Genomic DNA, 18210 nt, shown 5'->3' on the forward strand with positions numbered 1-18210 from the left:
TCATAATATAATTAATTTTTGAGTAGCAAATATGCCAAAAGTGGGTTTTGTATCGCTAGGTTGTCCCAAAGCGTTAGTTGATTCTGAACGAATTTTAACACAATTAAAAATAGAAGGTTATCAAGTCGCATCAGACTATCAGGGTGCGGACTTAGTGGTGGTCAATACCTGTGGTTTTATTGAATCTGCGGTACAAGAGTCGCTTGATGCGATTGGCGAAGCCATCAACGAAAACGGGCGTGTGATTGTTACAGGCTGTTTAGGTAAAGACGAAGCCAAAATCCGTGATATGCACCCAAGTGTATTAAAAGTTACAGGTGCAGCAGCCTATCAAGATGTGATGAATGCTGTACATGAATATGTACCACCACCGCCAAAACATAATCCATTTATCGACCTTGTACCAGAGCAAGGTGTACGTTTAACGCCAAAACATTATGCTTATTTAAAAATTTCAGAAGGCTGTAATCATCGTTGTACATTCTGTATCATTCCAAGTTTGCGTGGCGATTTGGTTTCTCGTCCGATTGGTGATGTGATGAAAGAAGCGGCTGCTTTGAAAAGAGCAGGTGTGAAAGAGTTATTGGTTATTTCACAAGATACATCAGCTTATGGCGTAGATACAAAATATAAACTTGATTTTTGGGACGGTCAGCCACTTAAAACGAAGTTTTATGATATGTGTGAAGCCTTAGGCAAATTGGGTATTTGGGTACGTTTGCATTATGTTTATCCTTATCCACATGTTGATGCAGCGATTGATTTAATGGCAGAAGGTAAAATTTTACCGTATTTGGATATTCCATTCCAACACGCCAGTCCACGTATTTTAAAGTTGATGAAACGTCCTGCCCATAGCGAAAATACCTTAGAACGCATCAAATTATGGCGTGAAAAATGCCCTGATTTGGTCATTCGTTCAACTTTTGTGGTTGGCTTTCCGGGGGAAACAGAAGAAGATTTTGAGTTTTTATTAGATTGGCTCAAGGCAGCACAACTTGACCGAGTGGGTTGTTTTACTTATTCGCCAGTTGAAGGGGCGGTCGCCAATGATTTGCCAGACCCTGTACCTGAAGAGATTAAACAACAGCGTTTTGAACGCTTTATGCAAGTGCAACAAGAAATTTCTGCACAAAAATTGCAAAAGCGTATTGGACAAAGAATGACCGTTTTGGTGGATAGTTTGGAAGATGAATATCCAGTTGCGGTGGCTCGTTCTTATGCAGATGCACCTGAAATTGATGGTCATGTATTTGTGGAAGATATTGATAAATCTCAAATTAAAGCAGGTGATTTACTCGAAGTAGAAATTACTGATGCTGATGAATACGATTTATTTGCACAGTTGATTAAAATCGTTTAATATTAAAATGCCCTATGATTAAAATAGGGCATTTTTTTAAGGGAGATAAAATGTTAATCAAGCGTTTATGTGGTTTGTTTTTAGCATTGCTTGGCTGTAATACGAATGCAAAAACAGATATTCAGCAGACATCAACACCCAATTTACATGAGAAAGCAGGGTATTATTCAGCTTATACTGATACTGTAAACTGTGAATATATTCCACAACATCCTGCGATGGTATATAGTGAACGTTGCCAAAGTTTAGATAAAAATTATCAAATTTGGAAACAAAACTATGAAGTGCAAACATGGTTGAATATTCGTTATCAAAGTTATCATTTAAACCATCAAACGACTTTATTACCGATGACTGTTGGTGAAAAAGTGGAATGGCGTTATATACTCAAGGATAATCAACCACATTATTATGCGTTGATTTATCGTATCTATGTGTATGATGATTATGAAACAGACACTTTACTCAAACCAGCGAAATCAAGCTATTTAATTGTGGTTAAATTAAATCAAGAAAAAAGCTGTATTGTGGCAAAAATCAACGGTAATCAGAAAAATGCGAATCAAAAAGCACGTTTAATTGCTGACCGTAGTTTAAATCGCCAAACGCCATGTTTATTTGAAATGTGGGACGAAAATGCTGAGTCTGAATTTAGCAAATAGGCTGAGCGATAAATTAGACTTCCTGCGCTACTAGGTTTTCCTTATTTTAAGCGTTTCGCAGAAAGTCTATTGAATATCGTATAAAATTGGATTACGATAGAAAATAGGCGTTTGAGAGGAAAAGAGATGATATGATGCAAGAAATTTTAGACAAAATTGCCCAAATGAAAGGCGATGACAAATACCAAGCCATCAAAGCGTTGGTTAAAGACCCCAATAATGCTCCTGTATTACTTGCTTTATCACAAAGTGAAAAGAGCTATTTTAAAGAAGAAGCCTTGCGTGGTTTGGCGTGTTTTGATTTGGAAGAAGCACAGCCGATTTTTAAAAAGTTATTAACATCAAAATCCAAAGGCGAAAAAATCCTGCTACACGGTACAGCAGACACGCTTTCGGACTTGCTAGTGGAGCAAGCTGAGCAATTTTTTCAGAAACTCTTCTTGCACGATGAAAATTATGATTTTATTCCCGATGAGTTTCGTCATTTGGATTTGTCCTATTATACGCCCAAAGAATTTGAAGAATTTCAGGTATGGCATTCTTTAATTTTGGGTAAAGCCAGTGCAAAAATGCAAAACATCTATCGCTTGTTTGCTAAAAATCAAGAGAAATTCACTTCCTTTAAAATAAAATGGAGTATTAATAAGCACTTCATATTTTATAGTCAAGGCGATATTGCTTGTAAAAATTTAGCAAAAGTATTTCCACAAACCTTAGCACTTTCAATCATTCGCAATCCAGATGAAAGATTGATTGATTTGGCAAATGAATTATCAAAGCAATATGGTAAAAATTGGCTGACTGCTGAAATAATCGGAGCATTTTTAACGCAAAGTTCATCAGCCGTATTTGAAAAATATTCGCCATTACTTAAAGGTAAAAATAAATCCTATGTACTTGACACATTGGCATTGATTTATTTTGACTTGAAAGCAGAACAATATACCGCCATTGCTAATTGGGGCAATTATCACGATGAACGCAATAATAGCGAGACTTCTTTTTCACAAGCGATTTTTGAGCCATTGGACGAACGGTGGTTGGAGATTTTGACTGAAATTGAACCTGAAAAAGTGCCATTGCAAAGCTATTTTTCTATGCCTGTTGGTGTGGCGGTGGTGTATGAAAGCTATGACCAATTGTTTCAAGCGTTATTGCCTAAAAATATTAAAAATCCAACGATTAAACAAAAAGTGGTGGCATATTTTGTGGCAAGAGAGCAAGCTGAACAAGGGCAATCGCTTTATATTGGTGTACTTCATCAGCTTGGGCAAGCAATTAGCGAGGCGATGATTGAAAAATGGATTGCTTATAAACCTGAAAGTGTCAGCAAATATAACATTCCGATTATGCTTAATCATAATACAGATTGGAGTAATCAGCAAAAGAAAGATTTTGTGAAAAAATTGCCCGATTCATTGCAAGATGGGTCAGCATTAAGAAAATGGTCAAAGTGATGGTTGTGTGATAAGAACAATGTTGTTATATAAGTCATGAGCGATAATATCACATTCAATGACGGATGAAGTGTTGAAATTGATATTATCCCAAAAACCATGTAACATAAAATTTTAAATGGTAGAGTGGGGTGGTACAATGAATTATCTTAAAAAATTGATGACTAATGAAGAGTTTGAATATTGGCAAGGTGCTGAAAATACCCATATTACCAATATTGAAAATCAATTAAATTTAAAATTACCGACAGCATACAAAACATTTTTATTACAATGTGGCATGTGTAATTATGGTGATGTTAATATTTTGGGTGTAGCAAAAAGTGATGTCAAATGTACTTATCCTGTGGTTGAAATGACCAAACAACTTAGGGAAGAATTAGGCATTGCTGACGACTTTTTGGTGTTAAGCTATGAGCCTGATGAATATATCACACTGTACAAAACGTCAACCACAGAAGAATTGAACGATTCGACGGTATATGGTGCGAGTGTGTATTATGATGATGGCTCAGATGAGCTGGAGATTGACGAAATTGAGCTGATTTTTTCGTCATTTGATGAATATTTTGCTGATTTTTTAACTTTAGCAGAAGATGAATAAAGTGTTTGATGAAAAATAAAGTTTTGTAACAAGGGGATTAAAACAAATCCCCTTGACTTAATCCATTTTTTTGAATATTTACAGGATTATTTTTAATATTAAAGCCATATTCTAATAAATAAGATTTTAAACTGTCGATATTGTAAACAGAATGACTGTGGGTAGTATTTTGAAAATAGATAAATAACTGTTTAAAATGATGACGTTGTTGATGAATTAGATGAGCAAGTTTTTGTAATTCATCATCAGTGTAGCGATAATCATGACGCTCTTTGGCAGATTGTGCATCATGCCATTTCAGATTATGCCCATGCAAACGTAAATAGCCAATTTCTTGATTAAATTGTAAGTTAAATGTTGGTAAATCTGCTAAAGGTGGATAATCGACATTGCACCAAATTAAATTGGATTGTTGTTTAAAATATTCAAATACTGGTGGAATATGCCAACTCGGGTGGCGAAATTCAATAGCAATGGATAATCCTTGAAACCAATTTAACATCTTTGCCAAATATAAACGATTATGCTTATTACGCACAAAACTTTGTGGAAATTGTAAAAATAAATGAGCTAAACACGTTGCATCGATTAATGGTGTTAAATGATTCATAAAGGCTTCGGCGTTTTGATAGGTTGCCGTACGTTGATGGCTAAAATCTTGATGTAATTTCACTGAAAATAATAAATTGCCTTGTGATTTTTCAAGCATACCTTGTATGGCTTTTTCGGCAATGGGAGCGTGAAAGGTGCTATTAATTTCAACTGTATCATAATATTGTTGATAAATATTTAGAAATTGACTTGATGATGTACCTTGTGGATATAATGTACCAATTAAATCAGTATCGCTATAGCCACCTGTGCCAATATAAATGGATTGTTTGGACATAGTTTAATCAATAAAAACTAATAATATGAGAATAGATAAGTAATAGTAATAAATAAGCACAAAAATAGATTTCCCACTTGGATAGGAAATCTATTTTGCATTATGAATTATTGTTGTTCTCGAGCAATCGCACGATAACCAATATCTTTACGATATTGCATACCTTCAAAACTTACTTTTTGACACAGTTCCAATGCTTTACTTTGAGCTTTAGCAACCGTATCGCCCAATGCCGTTACACATAATACACGACCGCCATTGGTTACAATCTCACCTTGCTCATTTTTTGCTGTGCCTGCATGGAAAATTTTGCTGTCTGCTGTGCTATTTTCCAAACCTGTAATTACATCGCCTTTACCCGATGTTTCAGGATAGCCTGCCGTTGCCAATACGATACCGACTGTTTTACGTTCGTCCCATTGTGCTTCGCTTGGTAAGTTACCTGCTAAACCTACTTGCACCAAATCCACCAATGATGATTGTAAACGCATCATAATCGGTTGGGTTTCAGGGTCGCCAAAACGGCAGTTAAATTCAATCACTTTTGGATTACCTGCATCATCAATCATTAAACCTGCATATAAAAAGCCTGTATAAGCATGACCATCTTTTTTGATGCCTTCCACTGTTGGACGCATGATTTGACTCATCACACGTTCAAATACATCAGGCGTAACCACTGGTGCTGGTGAATATGCTCCCATACCGCCTGTATTTGCGCCTTGGTCGCCTTCAAAAATGCGTTTATGGTCTTGGCTGGTCGCCATCGGTAAAATGTTGTCTCCATCAATCATACAAATAAATGATGCTTCTTCACCTGCTAAAAATTGCTCAATGACAACACGGCTACCAGCATTACCAAATTTGTTACCACTTAACATATCATCAATCGCATTAAAGGCTTCATCTTGAGTCATTGCTACAATAACACCTTTACCAGCAGCAAGTCCGTCCGCTTTAATCACGATAGGCGCACCATGTTTTTCAACAAATGCCTTCGCTGGAGCGACTTCGGTAAACACTTCATAAAATGCAGTTGGAATACCATGTTTTTTCAAGAAATCTTTGGCAAATGCTTTAGAACCTTCAAGTTGAGCACAGTATTGTGTAGGTCCCCAAATTTGGATATTTTCTGCACGGCACGCATCAACCACACCATTCACAAGCGGTGCTTCAGGTCCAACCACGATAAAATCAATCGCATTGTCTTTGGCAAAATTAACAATCGCAGTATTATCCAAAATATTCAAAGCAACATTTTGGCATTTAGGTTCTGTTGCTGTACCTGCATTGCCCGGTGCAACAAAAACGGTTTTTACTTTTTCATCTTGTGCGATTTTCCACGCCAATGCGTGTTCACGACCACCACTACCTAATACTAAAATATTCATAAAGATTTCCTAAAACGTTAAATTGATGGAGAATGGATATTTTGGCGTTGTTGATATTTTTTATCAACATCTAAAATAAATTGTTGAATTAAAGTTAAACAATTTGTAACATCATGCGGTGATATAACTCTTTGCTCGCCTGATAGTGTAAAACCATTACGATGTACAATATCATGGCGGTAATCATTTGATTCAATAAAGCATGACTTTTATTAAATGAAATATTCAGCACTAATTTATATAATGTTTCAACATCATTTAATCGATGCCAAACTAAATTTTTAATGCTGTTAATCATGTAATCTTCTACAGAATGATGTAATAAATAAGGAATTTTTAAGCTTTCTGATTGAAATTTATGATGTTGAGCCAAGCGAATGAGATGTTCTCGATGTTGAGAAATTTCATAAATAAAAACATCTGATAAATATTTTTCCATTAAGGTAATAATATAGGAAAAATATAATTGACAATGAAAATCATCAATATCATCAAATTTAATTTTTAAACTATCTTGAGAAAAGCGTTGATAAAATTGGCTGGGTTGATGGTTAATATTCATTTGCCAAATACTCAACATTGATACGTTGCTTTAACTCATCGGCTTGTTTAGATTGAATTTGAATATCCCAATCTACGCCTAAATTTGATGACAAAACACGAATATCAAAAATATTACCATCATCATCTTGGACATGGTCTAAATTTTCCACAATACTATCATGATAACGTGGAGCATTTGCTACAAAAGATGGCACACTAGTAATATAAAACTCTTGTCCATCCATATAAACGGTTAAATATCCACCATATTGAGCGGGTAAAGGAATCGTTCCATTGAGTGATAAGGTCATCAACTATTTCTCGTGTTTTTGCAAGAAGTGTTTGTCATTATATCATCAATCTAAGATTGTTCAACCTTTACAATATAATCATGAAGTAAAAGCCAATTTTTATCAGTAGGGACAAATTGTACACAAATGTGCTGATTGAGCTTTAAACCACGAAAACCAACATCATTTCTAAATTTCTCGGTGCGAAATTCCTTCATCTCTGTTGCTGATGTTTGAATGATAAAATTTGCTGGATTTAAGGGAGACAAAGGAAAAAAGTGATGTTCATTTTTGGTTAAGATACCACAAACTTGTTGTGATTTATTGGTTGCTTGATAATTTACCAACCAATATTGATGTGCTTCATCAAGACACAGTATAAACACATATCCAATTAAAAATAAATAATTTTTAAGTTTAGGATATTTTTCACTTAACCATTGGACGGGGAAATAGGTAATAGCTAAAGCAAGGAAAACGTAAAGTTCAAAGCCTAACAAAAAGAATATAATCAGAGCAACAATTAAAATCAACCACGTTTGATAGTCTTTTAAAATATTTTGCATTTTATATCTCCTTGCGTTTCTCATCAAAAAGGATTATACAGTTATTATCTAACTTTCGCATCAAAAAAGGCGTTCGGCTTGAAATAAATATCATTCCATTCAGATTGGTAAATCTCAATTTGATAATGTTTACCTTGTTGTAATTGCTCATTATAGCCTTGTTTCCAATCTTTATGGACGAGAAAATAACCATCTTGAAAGCGAAATTGCTTGGCATTTTCACTCACAATTTTCCATTTTTGATAGCGTTCTTTTTGCTCAACCAATTCCATTACCACAACTTGTGGAGTGATATTTCGCTGTTCATTGATATAACGCTGTATGGATAATGCAAAATTGGTAACCATCGCTCCTGCAAATATCCCAACCACAATACTACTAATTACAACCGCTTTATTTTTTTCATCTTGTTTACACACAAAATAACAGACTATTGATGTCAATATAATGCCTATCGTAAACCAAGTGAACATATATTCACTCGATGTATGCCATGCTTGAATAATAGAATGGTCAAACCATAATGTAACAAACATCAAAAATATACTAACAAGCAAAATATAAACTGGTATATTACCAATTGATTGACTAGCATAACTATCTAATATTTTTTCTTCAATATCAATATATTGTCGAATCTCTTCGATAAACTGCTCAGCATCTTTTAAATAATTTAACTCAATGCGTAATGATGTAAACTGTTTTGATATTATCCATAAATGTTGAATATTTAGCAACTTTGCATGACGTGTTTCATTGACTAATGCAATCTCTTTAATATCATCATAAGCAATTTTAAGTTGTGGAGCAAAACATAAAAATTTAGAATAAATTCCTGTTTCGGTAACTATATAAGATAAACTTTGACGATAATACATGATAAAAAATGTAATTGCCAAAAGTGGCATAGCTGTATTATTTAATTTACCATGCACCATAAAATGATAAATCTCATAAACACTACATATCACAATCATCAACAAAACTAAATGAATGCTTGTTTTTGGATAATAAGTTTTTTGTTCCATTTCGTATTTATCCAGTTAAATTGTTAAAATGGGCAGGTCAAAATCTCAACCTACCCATTTTTTTAATTAGTGACGGAAATGACGCATTCCTGTAAACACCATGGCAATCCCATGTTCATTGGCAGCAGCAATCACTTCTTCATCACGCATTGAGCCACCGGGTTGAATAATGCACTTAATGCCTGCTTTGGCTGCATTATCAATTCCATCACGGAAAGGGAAGAATGCATCAGATGCCATTACCGCACCTTGTACTTCTAAACCTGCGTGTTCGGCTTTAATCGCTGCGATACGAGCAGAGTTTACACGGCTCATTTGACCTGCACCGATACCAACTGTTTGACGGTTTTTCGCATAGACAATCGCATTTGATTTCACATATTTAGCGACTTTCCACGCAAAAATTAAATCATCTAATTGTTCATCAGTCGGAGCAACATCAGTAACGACTTTTAAATCGTCCTTTGTAATCATGCCTAAATCTTGCTCTTGAACTAATAAACCACCATTGACACGTTTAAAGTCAAATTGTGCTTGACGTTCATCAATTTTCGGTAATTTACCACAGACTAACACACGTACATTTTTCTTACTTTCTGTTACGGCTAACACGCCATCAGCGATACTTGGTGCGATAATTACTTCTACAAATTGACGTTCGATAATTGCTTTTGCTGTTTCCACATCAAGCTCACGGTTAAATGCAATAATACCACCAAAGGCTGATTCTGGGTCAGTCGCATAAGCTAAATTATAAGCATCTAAAATACCATCAAGTGAAACTGCAACACCACAAGGATTAGCGTGTTTGACAATCACACAGGCAGGTTTAGCAAATGATTTGACACATTCTAATGCCGCATCAGTATCAGCAATATTGTTATAAGATAATTCCTTACCTTGCAACTGTTTAGCCGTTGAAATTGACGCTTCTTTAGCATTACGTTCTACATAAAAACTTGCTGTTTGATGTGGATTTTCACCATAACGCAAATCTTGAGCTTTGTTCATTTGTACATTGAAGGTACGAGCAAATTGTTCCACTTCATCATTCAAACGACAGCCTAAATATTGTGCAATCATACCATCGTATTGTGCAGTATGTTCAAAGGCTTTTACGGCTAAATCAAAACGTGTTTTTTGAGATAAGGTCTTGTTTTGTTTTAATTCAGCAATCACGCTATCATAATCGCTTGCATTCACGATAATGCCAACAGACGCATGGTTTTTCGCTGCAGCACGCACCATCGTAGGACCGCCAATGTCGATATTTTCAATTGCATCTGCTAAGGTACAATCAGGTTTTGCCACTGTTTGTGCAAATGGATATAAATTCACCACCACCAAATCAATCGGAGCGATGTTGTGTTCCGCCATCACCGCTTCATCAAGTCCACGGCGAGCCAAAATACCGCCATGAATTTTTGGGTGCAACGTTTTTACACGACCGTCCATCATTTCAGGGAAGCCAGTATGTTCTGATACTTCGACAACTTGAATTTGGTTGTCTTTGAGTAGTTTATATGTTCCACCTGTCGATAGAATTTCAATCCCCAAAGCAGAAAGTTGCTTGGCAAATTCAACAATCCCTGTTTTATCAGAAACAGAAATCAAGGCACGAGTTACGTTCATGTTTACCTCTAAACTTAAATCAAATAATGAAGGTATTGGCAAGCTATTTTTCCATCATAAAATATCTGCCATATAAATTATGGAATTATAGCATTTAAAACATAAACCACCATGTTTTTATTGCATTTTCACATGGTATTTTAGACTAAAGTAAAATGCCCACCAAGCAGGCAGGCATTTTTCTATTTTATTCGCTCATTAAACCGTGAGCTTTTAACTTTTTACGCAAAGTACCACGATTGAGACCTAAAATTTCAGCCGCTTTAGTTTGGTTACCACGTGTAAACTCTAACACAACTGACAAAAGTGGTTTCTCCATTTCAGCTAACACCATATCATACACTTCAGCAGGTTGCTCACCATTTAAATGTGCAAAATAATGACGAACTGCACGTTCTACATGGATACGAAGTGCAACATCAGAAGCTTGTGTAGGAAAATTTGGAGATTTGCTATTCATATGATTTGACCTAATTTATTCAATAAAAAAACCAAAAACACTATACAATAAAAATAATGTTATTTAGGTTTATTTGCTACTACAGAATTAAAAATATTATCACTATAATATAGTTTATATTTAGGATAACGCCAATAAAAAATTAAGCTATTAAGTACAACTATAAAATTATTTTCACTTTAAAATCACAATATTACGTTCTTGTAAAATAATAATGTGTTTATATGGCTTTAAATAATCATGGAATTAATCGTACTCAAATAGTTTAAAATGCTAAATCTTTAGCGGGCGGTATGATAGCATTTTTTGAGTTAAAATATGAACAATTTTTAGCTTAAATTTTATTTGTATTTTAGATTAATATTTAAAATTAATTATTAAAAACGATAGTATTTGTATTTACAATATGAATAATTGAAAAAATTATAGTAAATGAAGGTTAAACTGTTTAAGAATGAAAGCACAACTCGCCATTACAAATAATAAAATAAAAAGACGATACTCTAAAAATAAATTTTTATATTTTGAATATCTATGTATTTGTTCATTGATGTGGTGTTGTGAACTACTTTTTGACTCATTAAGATATTCTAATAAGTTCATTTGTGCTGACTCAGTTTTTTTATGAAAAAAAGTACGGATATCCTCATTGTGATATTTTTGTTGTTCAGATGTATTGTTAAACACAGAATGTGATTTTGTATATACATGCTCTACAGCATTAAATACTAAACGGCAGTCAGCACAACGCACCCACCCTTTAGATACGGTAAGTTGGTTAATGCTGACATTATAAACTGTCGAACAATAAGGACAACGTGTTTGCTTTTTAGTATTTTTAAGCATAGATAAGCCTGTGGATTAATTAGCCTGTATAACGACCTGCAATACGGCACCAAGTGATTTCACGCTTTTCAATATCGCTCACACTAAAACCTGCTTGTTGATAGGCTTGACATACATCATGACATTGTTCTTCAATCACACCTGCCAAGGCAAACTCAGCTTGTGGTTGAACCAATGTGGCAAAAGTTGGAGCAAGAGAAATGAGTGGTGTTGCTAAAATATTTGCCACCAAAACATTGGCTTTTTGACCTGCAAATTCTTGTTCGAATTGTTCTGGTAAGCCCACATATAAACCTTGTTCCACACCGTTTAATTCAGCATTTTGACGAGTTGCAAGCACAGCTTGTGGGTCAATATCGGTTGCATACACTTTCTTAGCACCTAGTAATAAAGCTGCAACACCTAAAATACCTGAACCACAACCATAATCAATCACAACCTTATCTTTTAAATCGGTTTTGCCAAGCCATTGTAAGCATAAAAATGTACTAGCATGATTACCTGTACCAAACGCTAAACCAGGATCTAATTTTAAATTTACTGCTTGTGGATTTGGTGCTTCTAGCCACTCTGGTACAATCCAAAAATTATCATCAATTTGAATCGGTTCATAATAATCCATCCATGCACGTTCCCATTGTTGGTCAGCCACTTCATCATAGGTTACAGGTGCATGAGAGAATTGCGAGCTAACAAATGCGTGTAAAGCCTGAATGTCAATGGGTTCATCTTCAGTTTGTTGGAAAATCCCTGTTACAATCACTTTATCCCAAAGCGGTGTTTCGTTAGGTAATGGCTCTAAAAGAGCTTGGTCTTCTGCATCATCTAAAGTAACACTTACTGCACCCAATGATAATAATAAAGTTTCAGCCAACTCAACTTCAGCTTGTTGTACAGTAATATGGATTTGTAACCAATTCATGTCAAAAATCTCACAGCATCATCATTTAAAAATTAGGGAACATATAGTAACATTTTCCAATACAAGAATGTGTTCTAGTTAGTATTTTTTAGTAAATTATCATATTGTTTGTTTAATTTTTGTCTTATTCCATTCAATAATTAATCATAATGATAATAATGTGTTTAAATGGAAACTTATTAATAAATAAAATATAATTATAAAATAATAAGTTTATTATTTAATTTATTATTATAACATATTGATAATATTTAAATAATTTAATTTCTATATAAGTAATATATAGTTTATCTCTTAAGAAAAATCAATCATTTACCATGAGTAAACAATACGAAATAAATATAAAAAATAACATTTTTTTATTTAAAATTTGCTAAACTGTAAATTAAAATTTAATACCTTATTTTAAGAGGTATTTAATTTCTCAGGCTTATTTATTGGGGGAAGTTTTATGGCTTTAGTACGTTCTCAGCATAATAAAATGATCGCAGGTGTCATGGCTGGTATTGCGGAGCGTTTTGGTTGGGATGTCAGCCTTGTACGTATTGTCTTTGTTTTGGTATCTGTTTTTAGTGTAGCTTTCCCAGGTATTTTAGTGTATCTTATTTTATGGTTTATTATTCCTAAAGCTGAATCATATCCTGATTATACTACACAAAATCAACAAAATCGTGTGATGAAGACCATTTATCCTGAAGATTAGTCAAAGGAAATTTTCATGAATGCTGAAATAATACACGACCTTATAGAACAACGCCGTTCAGTGGGGCTATTGCATGATCCTGCACCATCAAATGAACAATTAATGATGGCTTTGCAAATGGCACAGTATGCACCTGATCATCGTTGTTTACAACCTACACAATTTATCATTGTAGAGCGTGAGCAACGTAAGAATTTCGCTCAAATTTTAATTGATAGTTTGCGTGCAGATAAAGGGGAAGCCGATGAAATACAAATGGAACGTATTCAACAGCAAGTTATGCGTGCACCAATGCTTGTATTAGCATTTACCAAAATTCAGCAAAATGAAAAAGTACCTGCATTTGAGCAATTATTGAGTACAGGTGCTGCAGTACAAAATGTATTGCTTTCTTTACAAGCACAAGGTTTTGCAACCATGTGGCGTACAGGTGAATGGGTAAATTCTGATTATTTAAAACAATATTTTGGCTTTAATTCGGAAGATTATTTATCAGCAATTATTTATATTGGCAGTGCAACGCGTGCTATTCCACCACGGACTGTAGAGCCACAAGTAGATTTTATCCGCACATTGCCACAATTTCCACAACCAACAGCAAATTAAGGGAACGTTGCGATGCAATTTGATTTTCAAACTTTATTTAGCCATTTAAATGAACAAACCAAACAAATATCATCATCAGCTCCTTTACGCATTAGTGTATTAGGTGGTGGGAGTTTTGGTACAGCAATGGCTAATCTCGCTGTTCGTAATGGTTGTGATGCAAAAATATGGATTCGTGATACACAAGTTGCACAAGAAATTAATCAAACACATATCAATCGCCGTTATTTGCCTGATTATCAACTTGAAGAAAAATTATATGCTGAAACGGATTTAGAAAAAGCAGTGAGAGACCGTGATTTAATTTTTGTGGCAATTCCTAGTCATTCTTTTCGTTCAATTGTGAAGCAAATTGCACCTTATATTTCATCACAAGTGGTCATTTCTTTAACCAAAGGTATGGAAAGTGATACTTTTAAATTGATGAGTGATATTATTCGTGAAGAATTGCCTGAAGTCGCATATGGCGTATTATCAGGTCCAAATTTAGCTAAAGAAATTGTGATGGGTATGCCATCAGCAACAGTTATTGCAAGCTCATCAGAATATGTCCGTTCAGCAGTACAACAAGCGTTACATAGTGCCTTATTCCGTGTGTTTTCAAGTGATGATGTCTATGGTGTAGAACTTGGCGGTGCATTAAAAAATATTTATGCTGTTGCAATGGGTATGGGTGGAGCTTTTGCAATTGGCGAAAATACTAAAAGTTTAATTCTAACACGTGCATTAGCAGAAATGAGCCGTTTTGCTGTTGATATGGGGGCAAATCCTTTAACATTTTTAGGTTTAGCAGGTGTGGGGGATTTATTTGCTACTTGTAATAGTCCACTAAGTCGAAATTATCAAATGGGTTATAAACTCGGGCAGGGTAAGAGTTTAGCACAAGCAAGTGAAGAATTAGGGCAAACTGCTGAAGGAATTAATACGATTGCCCAAGTATATCACTTTGCTCAGCAGAGAAATGTTTATATGCCAATTGCCACGGCTCTATATAAAGTCATTTACGAGCAAGCCCCTCCTTTAGAGCTGGCGGTAAACCTGATGCAAGCAGGTAATCGTAGTGATGTAGAATTTGTTTTACCACATAAATAATTTTATATTTTATTGAGAATTGTTATTATGTATTTAACATTAATTCGTCATGGTGAAGCACACCCAGCACTTGATGGGGTAGATGAGACTCGCCAATTAACTACTGTAGGACATGAACAAGCAGAACGTACTGCTGTTGAGATGAAACAACGTCTTAAACCTGACGTATTTGTAGTGAGTCCTTTAACACGTGCCCAACAGACTTTAGCACATTTACAAAGTTATTTTCCCAATGTGCCCGTTATTATTTGTGAACACATCAAACCTGATGATGATGCAAAATTCGCACTTGATAAATTACAGCAACTTGAGATTGAAGGACATTATCAAAATATGGTTGTCGTTTGCCATATGAATATTATTGCTTATATGGACCAATTACTCACATTAAATACCATTAAACCGTTTAATTTAGCAGAAGGGCGTGTGTATCAATTAAGCACTATCAGTCAAGGATTGGCAGTCGTTGAACATCAATTCGTACCTTAAAATTTATGCATAATAATACAATTTATATGAAATTTACTATTTTTTTCATGATTTTCTCAAAAAAATAGTAAATTTTGCTATCTTTTTGTATTTAAACAGGTTATCATAATTCAATATGGTAAAAGAATAGAACAGAGGTCATGTTATGACAAATGTAACTTTGAATAAATCTGATTTAATTGAACGTCTTACGTTAAAAAATCCACACATGGCAGAACCCCTTGTTGAAGATGCGGTTCGTGTAATTATAGAGCAAATGGTTGATTATTTAGCTTCAGATAATCGTATTGAAATTCGTGGTTTTGGTAGTTTTTCATTACACCATCGTGAGCCACGTCAAGGACGTAATCCAAAAACTGGCGATGATGTAATGGTATCAGCAAAAGCTGTACCACACTTTAAACCAGGCAAAGCTTTGCGTGATGCGGTAAACCAATCGGTTCAGCCAAAAGCAAAAAAGAAAAAATGATATCATCATACCTTTAGATAAAAAAATAGATAAGCCCAAATTGTATTTTTAAAGTTAGAGTTTGTAGATTTTTTTATTTTTATACAGGTGTTTTTAGATAGACAAGTGTATCACATGATGATTGACTTGTAGAGAATAGAATATGCGTTATGTTTTAGCCATTTTATTATTGGTATTCTTTGGTTATTCAATTGCTTTGGTTTTACTCAATAGCACTGAAAGTACCGTTGATTTAGTCTTTACTCAAATTCCTGCCATGCGTTTAGGCTTATTATTGCTTATCACACTTGGTTTAGGTATAGCAGTTGGTTTATTATTAGGCGTACAAATGTTCCATGTTATTCAAAATAAAATGGAAATTACACGTTTAAAGAAAGAAATTGAATTGCTTAAACAAACACAAATGAATAGCGTTGCTGAAAAAGCATTACAATATGCTCGAGAAAGCGATTTTCAAAAACAACATGAGAATGCTCCAGTTATGGCTGAAATGCAAAAACTCGAAATAAATCAGTCTAAAACTGATGATAAACAAGCCCCTTAATTTAGGGGTTTTGTTTTAATTTGATGTTGTAAATCTAAAATAGATTGAATAAAGATAGTCAAAATCTATTTCAAAATATGTGAGAACATTCATTATGAGTATTATCGTTGCTTTAGATGTCAATACCAAGCAAAAAGCCTTAGAAATTGCAGACCAATTAGACCCTAAATTATGTCGTGTCAAGGTGGGGAAAGAATTATTTACATCATCGGGTTCAAATGTGGTGCAAGTACTACAACAACGTGGTTTTGATGTATTTTTAGATTTAAAATTTCATGATATTCCAAATACAACAGCTCAAGCAGTATGTGCTGCTGCCGATATGGGCGTATGGATGGTTAATGTTCATGCAAGTGGTGGACGCAAAATGATGGAAACCTGTATAGAGCGTTTACATAAGGGTAGTTATAATACACAACTGATTGCAGTAACAGTTTTAACATCGCTTGAACAAAATGATTTAAGAGAAGTGGGGATTGATATTGAACCACAACAGCACGTTTTACGCCTAGCGAAATTAACCCAAGATTGTGGTTTAGATGGCGTGGTATGTTCAGCTCAAGAATCAAAAATGTTGCGTGAACATTTAGGGCAAGATTTTGTGTTAGTTACACCGGGTATTCGTCCTGCTGGCAGTAAAGTTGATGACCAAAAACGTATTGTAACACCAAAACAAGCAATGCTTGATGGTTCAACACATTTAGTTATTGGTCGTCCAATTACGCAAGCGGAAAAACCAACAGCAATGTTAAATGAAATTTTACAATCTTTGAATTAATATTGAAATACGCTTAAACTATGAAAGCCTATTCACAATCATATAGCATAAGACTACAAAATAGTACGCTTTACTTGATGATTTTATCATAAAGTTTGCTACAATAAATTCATCAAGTTAATCAACGACAAAGGTTTTATGATGTTAAAAAAAATTGTTTTAAGTGTTGCCATAACTGCTATGGGTGTAAGTTCTATTGCATTACCAACAATGGCATATGCACAAACTAAAGCTAATAGTGAGCAACAAGCAACACAACAATTAATGAATATATTAAGTGGCTTAAATAGTTTAAGTGCTGATTTTGAGCAACGTATTTATAGTAATCAAAAAAGTGGTAAGGCTCAACAAAAAAGTTTAACTGCACAACATATGAACCAAACCTTTACAGGGAATATGAAAGTTGAGCGTCCTGGGAAATTTTATTGGCAGACTAACAGTCCCGCGAAACAAATTATTGTAACTTCAGGCTCTACTGTATGGATATATGATCCCGATTTAAAACAAGCGGTACGTCAAAAGTTAGATCAACAAATTGAAAATACACCAGCATTATTATTCTCTGGAAATAGTGCAAAAATTATGCAAAACTATCGCATTACACAACCTGATGCAACAAAAATGTTCTATACTTTATATCCAAAAAATAAAGATGGCGTATTTCAAAGTTTATCACTTAGTTTTGATGCGAAAAAATCCCCAATTCATATGGTATTACAAGACAATACAGGGCAAACCACACATATTAAGTTTAAAAATACGCAACTTAATGCAAAAATCCCTGCAACATTATTTAATTTCACACCACCGAAAGGGACGGAAATTATTGAGCAATAAATAGATAGGGAATAAAGGCACTATGGTAAGATAGTGCCT

General features: G+C 34.4%; 22 protein-coding genes. 12 read left to right on the plus strand and 10 right to left on the minus strand.

Going from position 1 to position 18210, the window contains the following annotated elements:
- Positions 1-31: 31 nt before the first annotated feature.
- From rimO to LU301_RS06005, 4 genes are all read left to right on the plus strand, one after another.
- Positions 32-1363, plus strand: coding sequence for a 30S ribosomal protein S12 methylthiotransferase RimO (rimO, locus tag LU301_RS05990; RefSeq protein ID WP_305273847.1), 1332 nt, complete (start codon positions 32-34; stop codon positions 1361-1363).
- 50 nt (positions 1364-1413) lie between these two features.
- Positions 1414-2025 carry a hypothetical protein gene (locus LU301_RS05995; RefSeq protein WP_305273849.1) on the plus strand — a complete coding sequence of 204 codons (612 nt, stop codon included), beginning with the start codon at positions 1414-1416 and terminating at the stop codon, positions 2023-2025.
- Positions 2026-2156: 131 nt separating this feature from the next.
- Positions 2157-3482 carry a hypothetical protein gene (locus tag LU301_RS06000; RefSeq protein ID WP_305273851.1) on the plus strand — a complete coding sequence of 442 codons (1326 nt, stop codon included), beginning with the start codon at positions 2157-2159 and terminating at the stop codon, positions 3480-3482.
- Between the two features lie 139 nt (positions 3483-3621).
- Positions 3622-4086 (plus strand): SMI1/KNR4 family protein, encoded by a 465-nt coding sequence (locus LU301_RS06005; protein WP_305273853.1) that lies wholly within the window; start codon positions 3622-3624, stop codon positions 4084-4086.
- Between the two features lie 37 nt (positions 4087-4123).
- Here LU301_RS06005 and LU301_RS06010 read toward each other — a convergent pair whose 3' ends face one another.
- From LU301_RS06010 to prmA, 10 genes are all read right to left on the minus strand, one after another.
- Positions 4124-4975, minus strand: a complete 852-nt coding sequence (locus tag LU301_RS06010) for a DUF72 domain-containing protein (protein WP_305273855.1) — start codon at positions 4973-4975, stop codon at positions 4124-4126.
- A gap of 107 nt (positions 4976-5082) precedes the next feature.
- Positions 5083-6366, minus strand: coding sequence for a phosphoribosylamine--glycine ligase (gene purD, locus LU301_RS06015; protein WP_305273857.1), 1284 nt, complete (start codon positions 6364-6366; stop codon positions 5083-5085).
- A gap of 94 nt (positions 6367-6460) precedes the next feature.
- The gene (locus tag LU301_RS06020; protein WP_305273859.1) at positions 6461-6928 is read right to left on the minus strand and encodes a hypothetical protein; all 468 of its coding nucleotides are present in this window, start codon (positions 6926-6928) and stop codon (positions 6461-6463) included.
- Complete coding sequence (locus LU301_RS06025) at positions 6918-7220, minus strand: hypothetical protein (RefSeq protein ID WP_305273863.1); 303 nt, start codon at positions 7218-7220, stop codon at positions 6918-6920. Before LU301_RS06025 ends, LU301_RS06020 begins: the two co-directional genes overlap by 11 nt.
- Before the next feature lie 50 nt (positions 7221-7270).
- Complete coding sequence (locus LU301_RS06030; RefSeq protein WP_305273865.1) at positions 7271-7765, minus strand: hypothetical protein; 495 nt, start codon at positions 7763-7765, stop codon at positions 7271-7273.
- 44 nt (positions 7766-7809) lie between these two features.
- Positions 7810-8793, minus strand: a complete 984-nt coding sequence (locus LU301_RS06035) for a hypothetical protein (RefSeq protein WP_305273867.1) — start codon at positions 8791-8793, stop codon at positions 7810-7812.
- A gap of 66 nt (positions 8794-8859) precedes the next feature.
- Positions 8860-10425 carry a bifunctional phosphoribosylaminoimidazolecarboxamide formyltransferase/IMP cyclohydrolase gene (gene purH, locus LU301_RS06040; protein WP_305273869.1) on the minus strand — a complete coding sequence of 522 codons (1566 nt, stop codon included), beginning with the start codon at positions 10423-10425 and terminating at the stop codon, positions 8860-8862.
- A 187-nt stretch (positions 10426-10612) separates the two neighbouring features.
- Positions 10613-10885, minus strand: coding sequence for a DNA-binding transcriptional regulator Fis (gene fis / locus LU301_RS06045; protein ID WP_305273870.1), 273 nt, complete (start codon positions 10883-10885; stop codon positions 10613-10615).
- A gap of 423 nt (positions 10886-11308) precedes the next feature.
- On the minus strand, positions 11309-11731 hold the full coding sequence (locus LU301_RS06050) for a zinc-ribbon domain-containing protein (RefSeq protein ID WP_305273872.1): 423 nt from the start codon (positions 11729-11731) through the stop codon (positions 11309-11311).
- Between the two features lie 19 nt (positions 11732-11750).
- On the minus strand, positions 11751-12653 hold the full coding sequence (gene prmA / locus LU301_RS06055; RefSeq protein ID WP_305273877.1) for a 50S ribosomal protein L11 methyltransferase: 903 nt from the start codon (positions 12651-12653) through the stop codon (positions 11751-11753).
- Between the two features lie 451 nt (positions 12654-13104).
- Here prmA and LU301_RS06060 point away from each other — a divergent pair, with 451 nt between their 5' ends.
- The 8 genes from LU301_RS06060 to lolA all read left to right on the plus strand — a co-directional run bounded on the left by LU301_RS06060 (position 13105) and on the right by lolA (position 18171).
- Positions 13105-13356 (plus strand): PspC domain-containing protein, encoded by a 252-nt coding sequence (locus LU301_RS06060; RefSeq protein WP_305273879.1) that lies wholly within the window; start codon positions 13105-13107, stop codon positions 13354-13356.
- 15 nt (positions 13357-13371) lie between these two features.
- The gene (locus LU301_RS06065) at positions 13372-13962 is read left to right on the plus strand and encodes a nitroreductase family protein (protein ID WP_305273881.1); all 591 of its coding nucleotides are present in this window, start codon (positions 13372-13374) and stop codon (positions 13960-13962) included.
- A gap of 12 nt (positions 13963-13974) precedes the next feature.
- On the plus strand, positions 13975-15054 hold the full coding sequence (locus LU301_RS06070) for an NAD(P)H-dependent glycerol-3-phosphate dehydrogenase (RefSeq protein WP_305273883.1): 1080 nt from the start codon (positions 13975-13977) through the stop codon (positions 15052-15054).
- Positions 15055-15081: 27 nt separating this feature from the next.
- Positions 15082-15543: a SixA phosphatase family protein gene (locus LU301_RS06075; protein WP_305273885.1), complete on the plus strand. Its 462-nt coding sequence runs from the start codon at positions 15082-15084 to the stop codon at positions 15541-15543.
- Between the two features lie 145 nt (positions 15544-15688).
- Positions 15689-16012, plus strand: a complete 324-nt coding sequence (locus LU301_RS06080) for an integration host factor subunit beta (protein WP_305273887.1) — start codon at positions 15689-15691, stop codon at positions 16010-16012.
- A 142-nt stretch (positions 16013-16154) separates the two neighbouring features.
- Positions 16155-16556 carry a lipopolysaccharide assembly protein LapA domain-containing protein gene (locus LU301_RS06085; RefSeq protein WP_305273888.1) on the plus strand — a complete coding sequence of 134 codons (402 nt, stop codon included), beginning with the start codon at positions 16155-16157 and terminating at the stop codon, positions 16554-16556.
- 94 nt (positions 16557-16650) lie between these two features.
- The gene (gene pyrF, locus LU301_RS06090) at positions 16651-17334 is read left to right on the plus strand and encodes an orotidine-5'-phosphate decarboxylase (RefSeq protein WP_305273890.1); all 684 of its coding nucleotides are present in this window, start codon (positions 16651-16653) and stop codon (positions 17332-17334) included.
- 138 nt (positions 17335-17472) lie between these two features.
- A complete protein-coding gene (gene lolA / locus LU301_RS06095; protein WP_370692231.1) occupies positions 17473-18171 on the plus strand; it encodes an outer membrane lipoprotein periplasmic chaperone LolA in 699 nt (232 codons plus the stop codon).
- The last annotated feature ends 39 nt before the right edge of the window (positions 18172-18210 follow it).

Origin of the sequence: Moraxella sp. ZY210820, from assembly GCF_030674635.1 — a bacterium.
In the GTDB taxonomy this organism is placed as follows: Bacteria; Pseudomonadota; Gammaproteobacteria; order Pseudomonadales; family Moraxellaceae; genus Acinetobacter.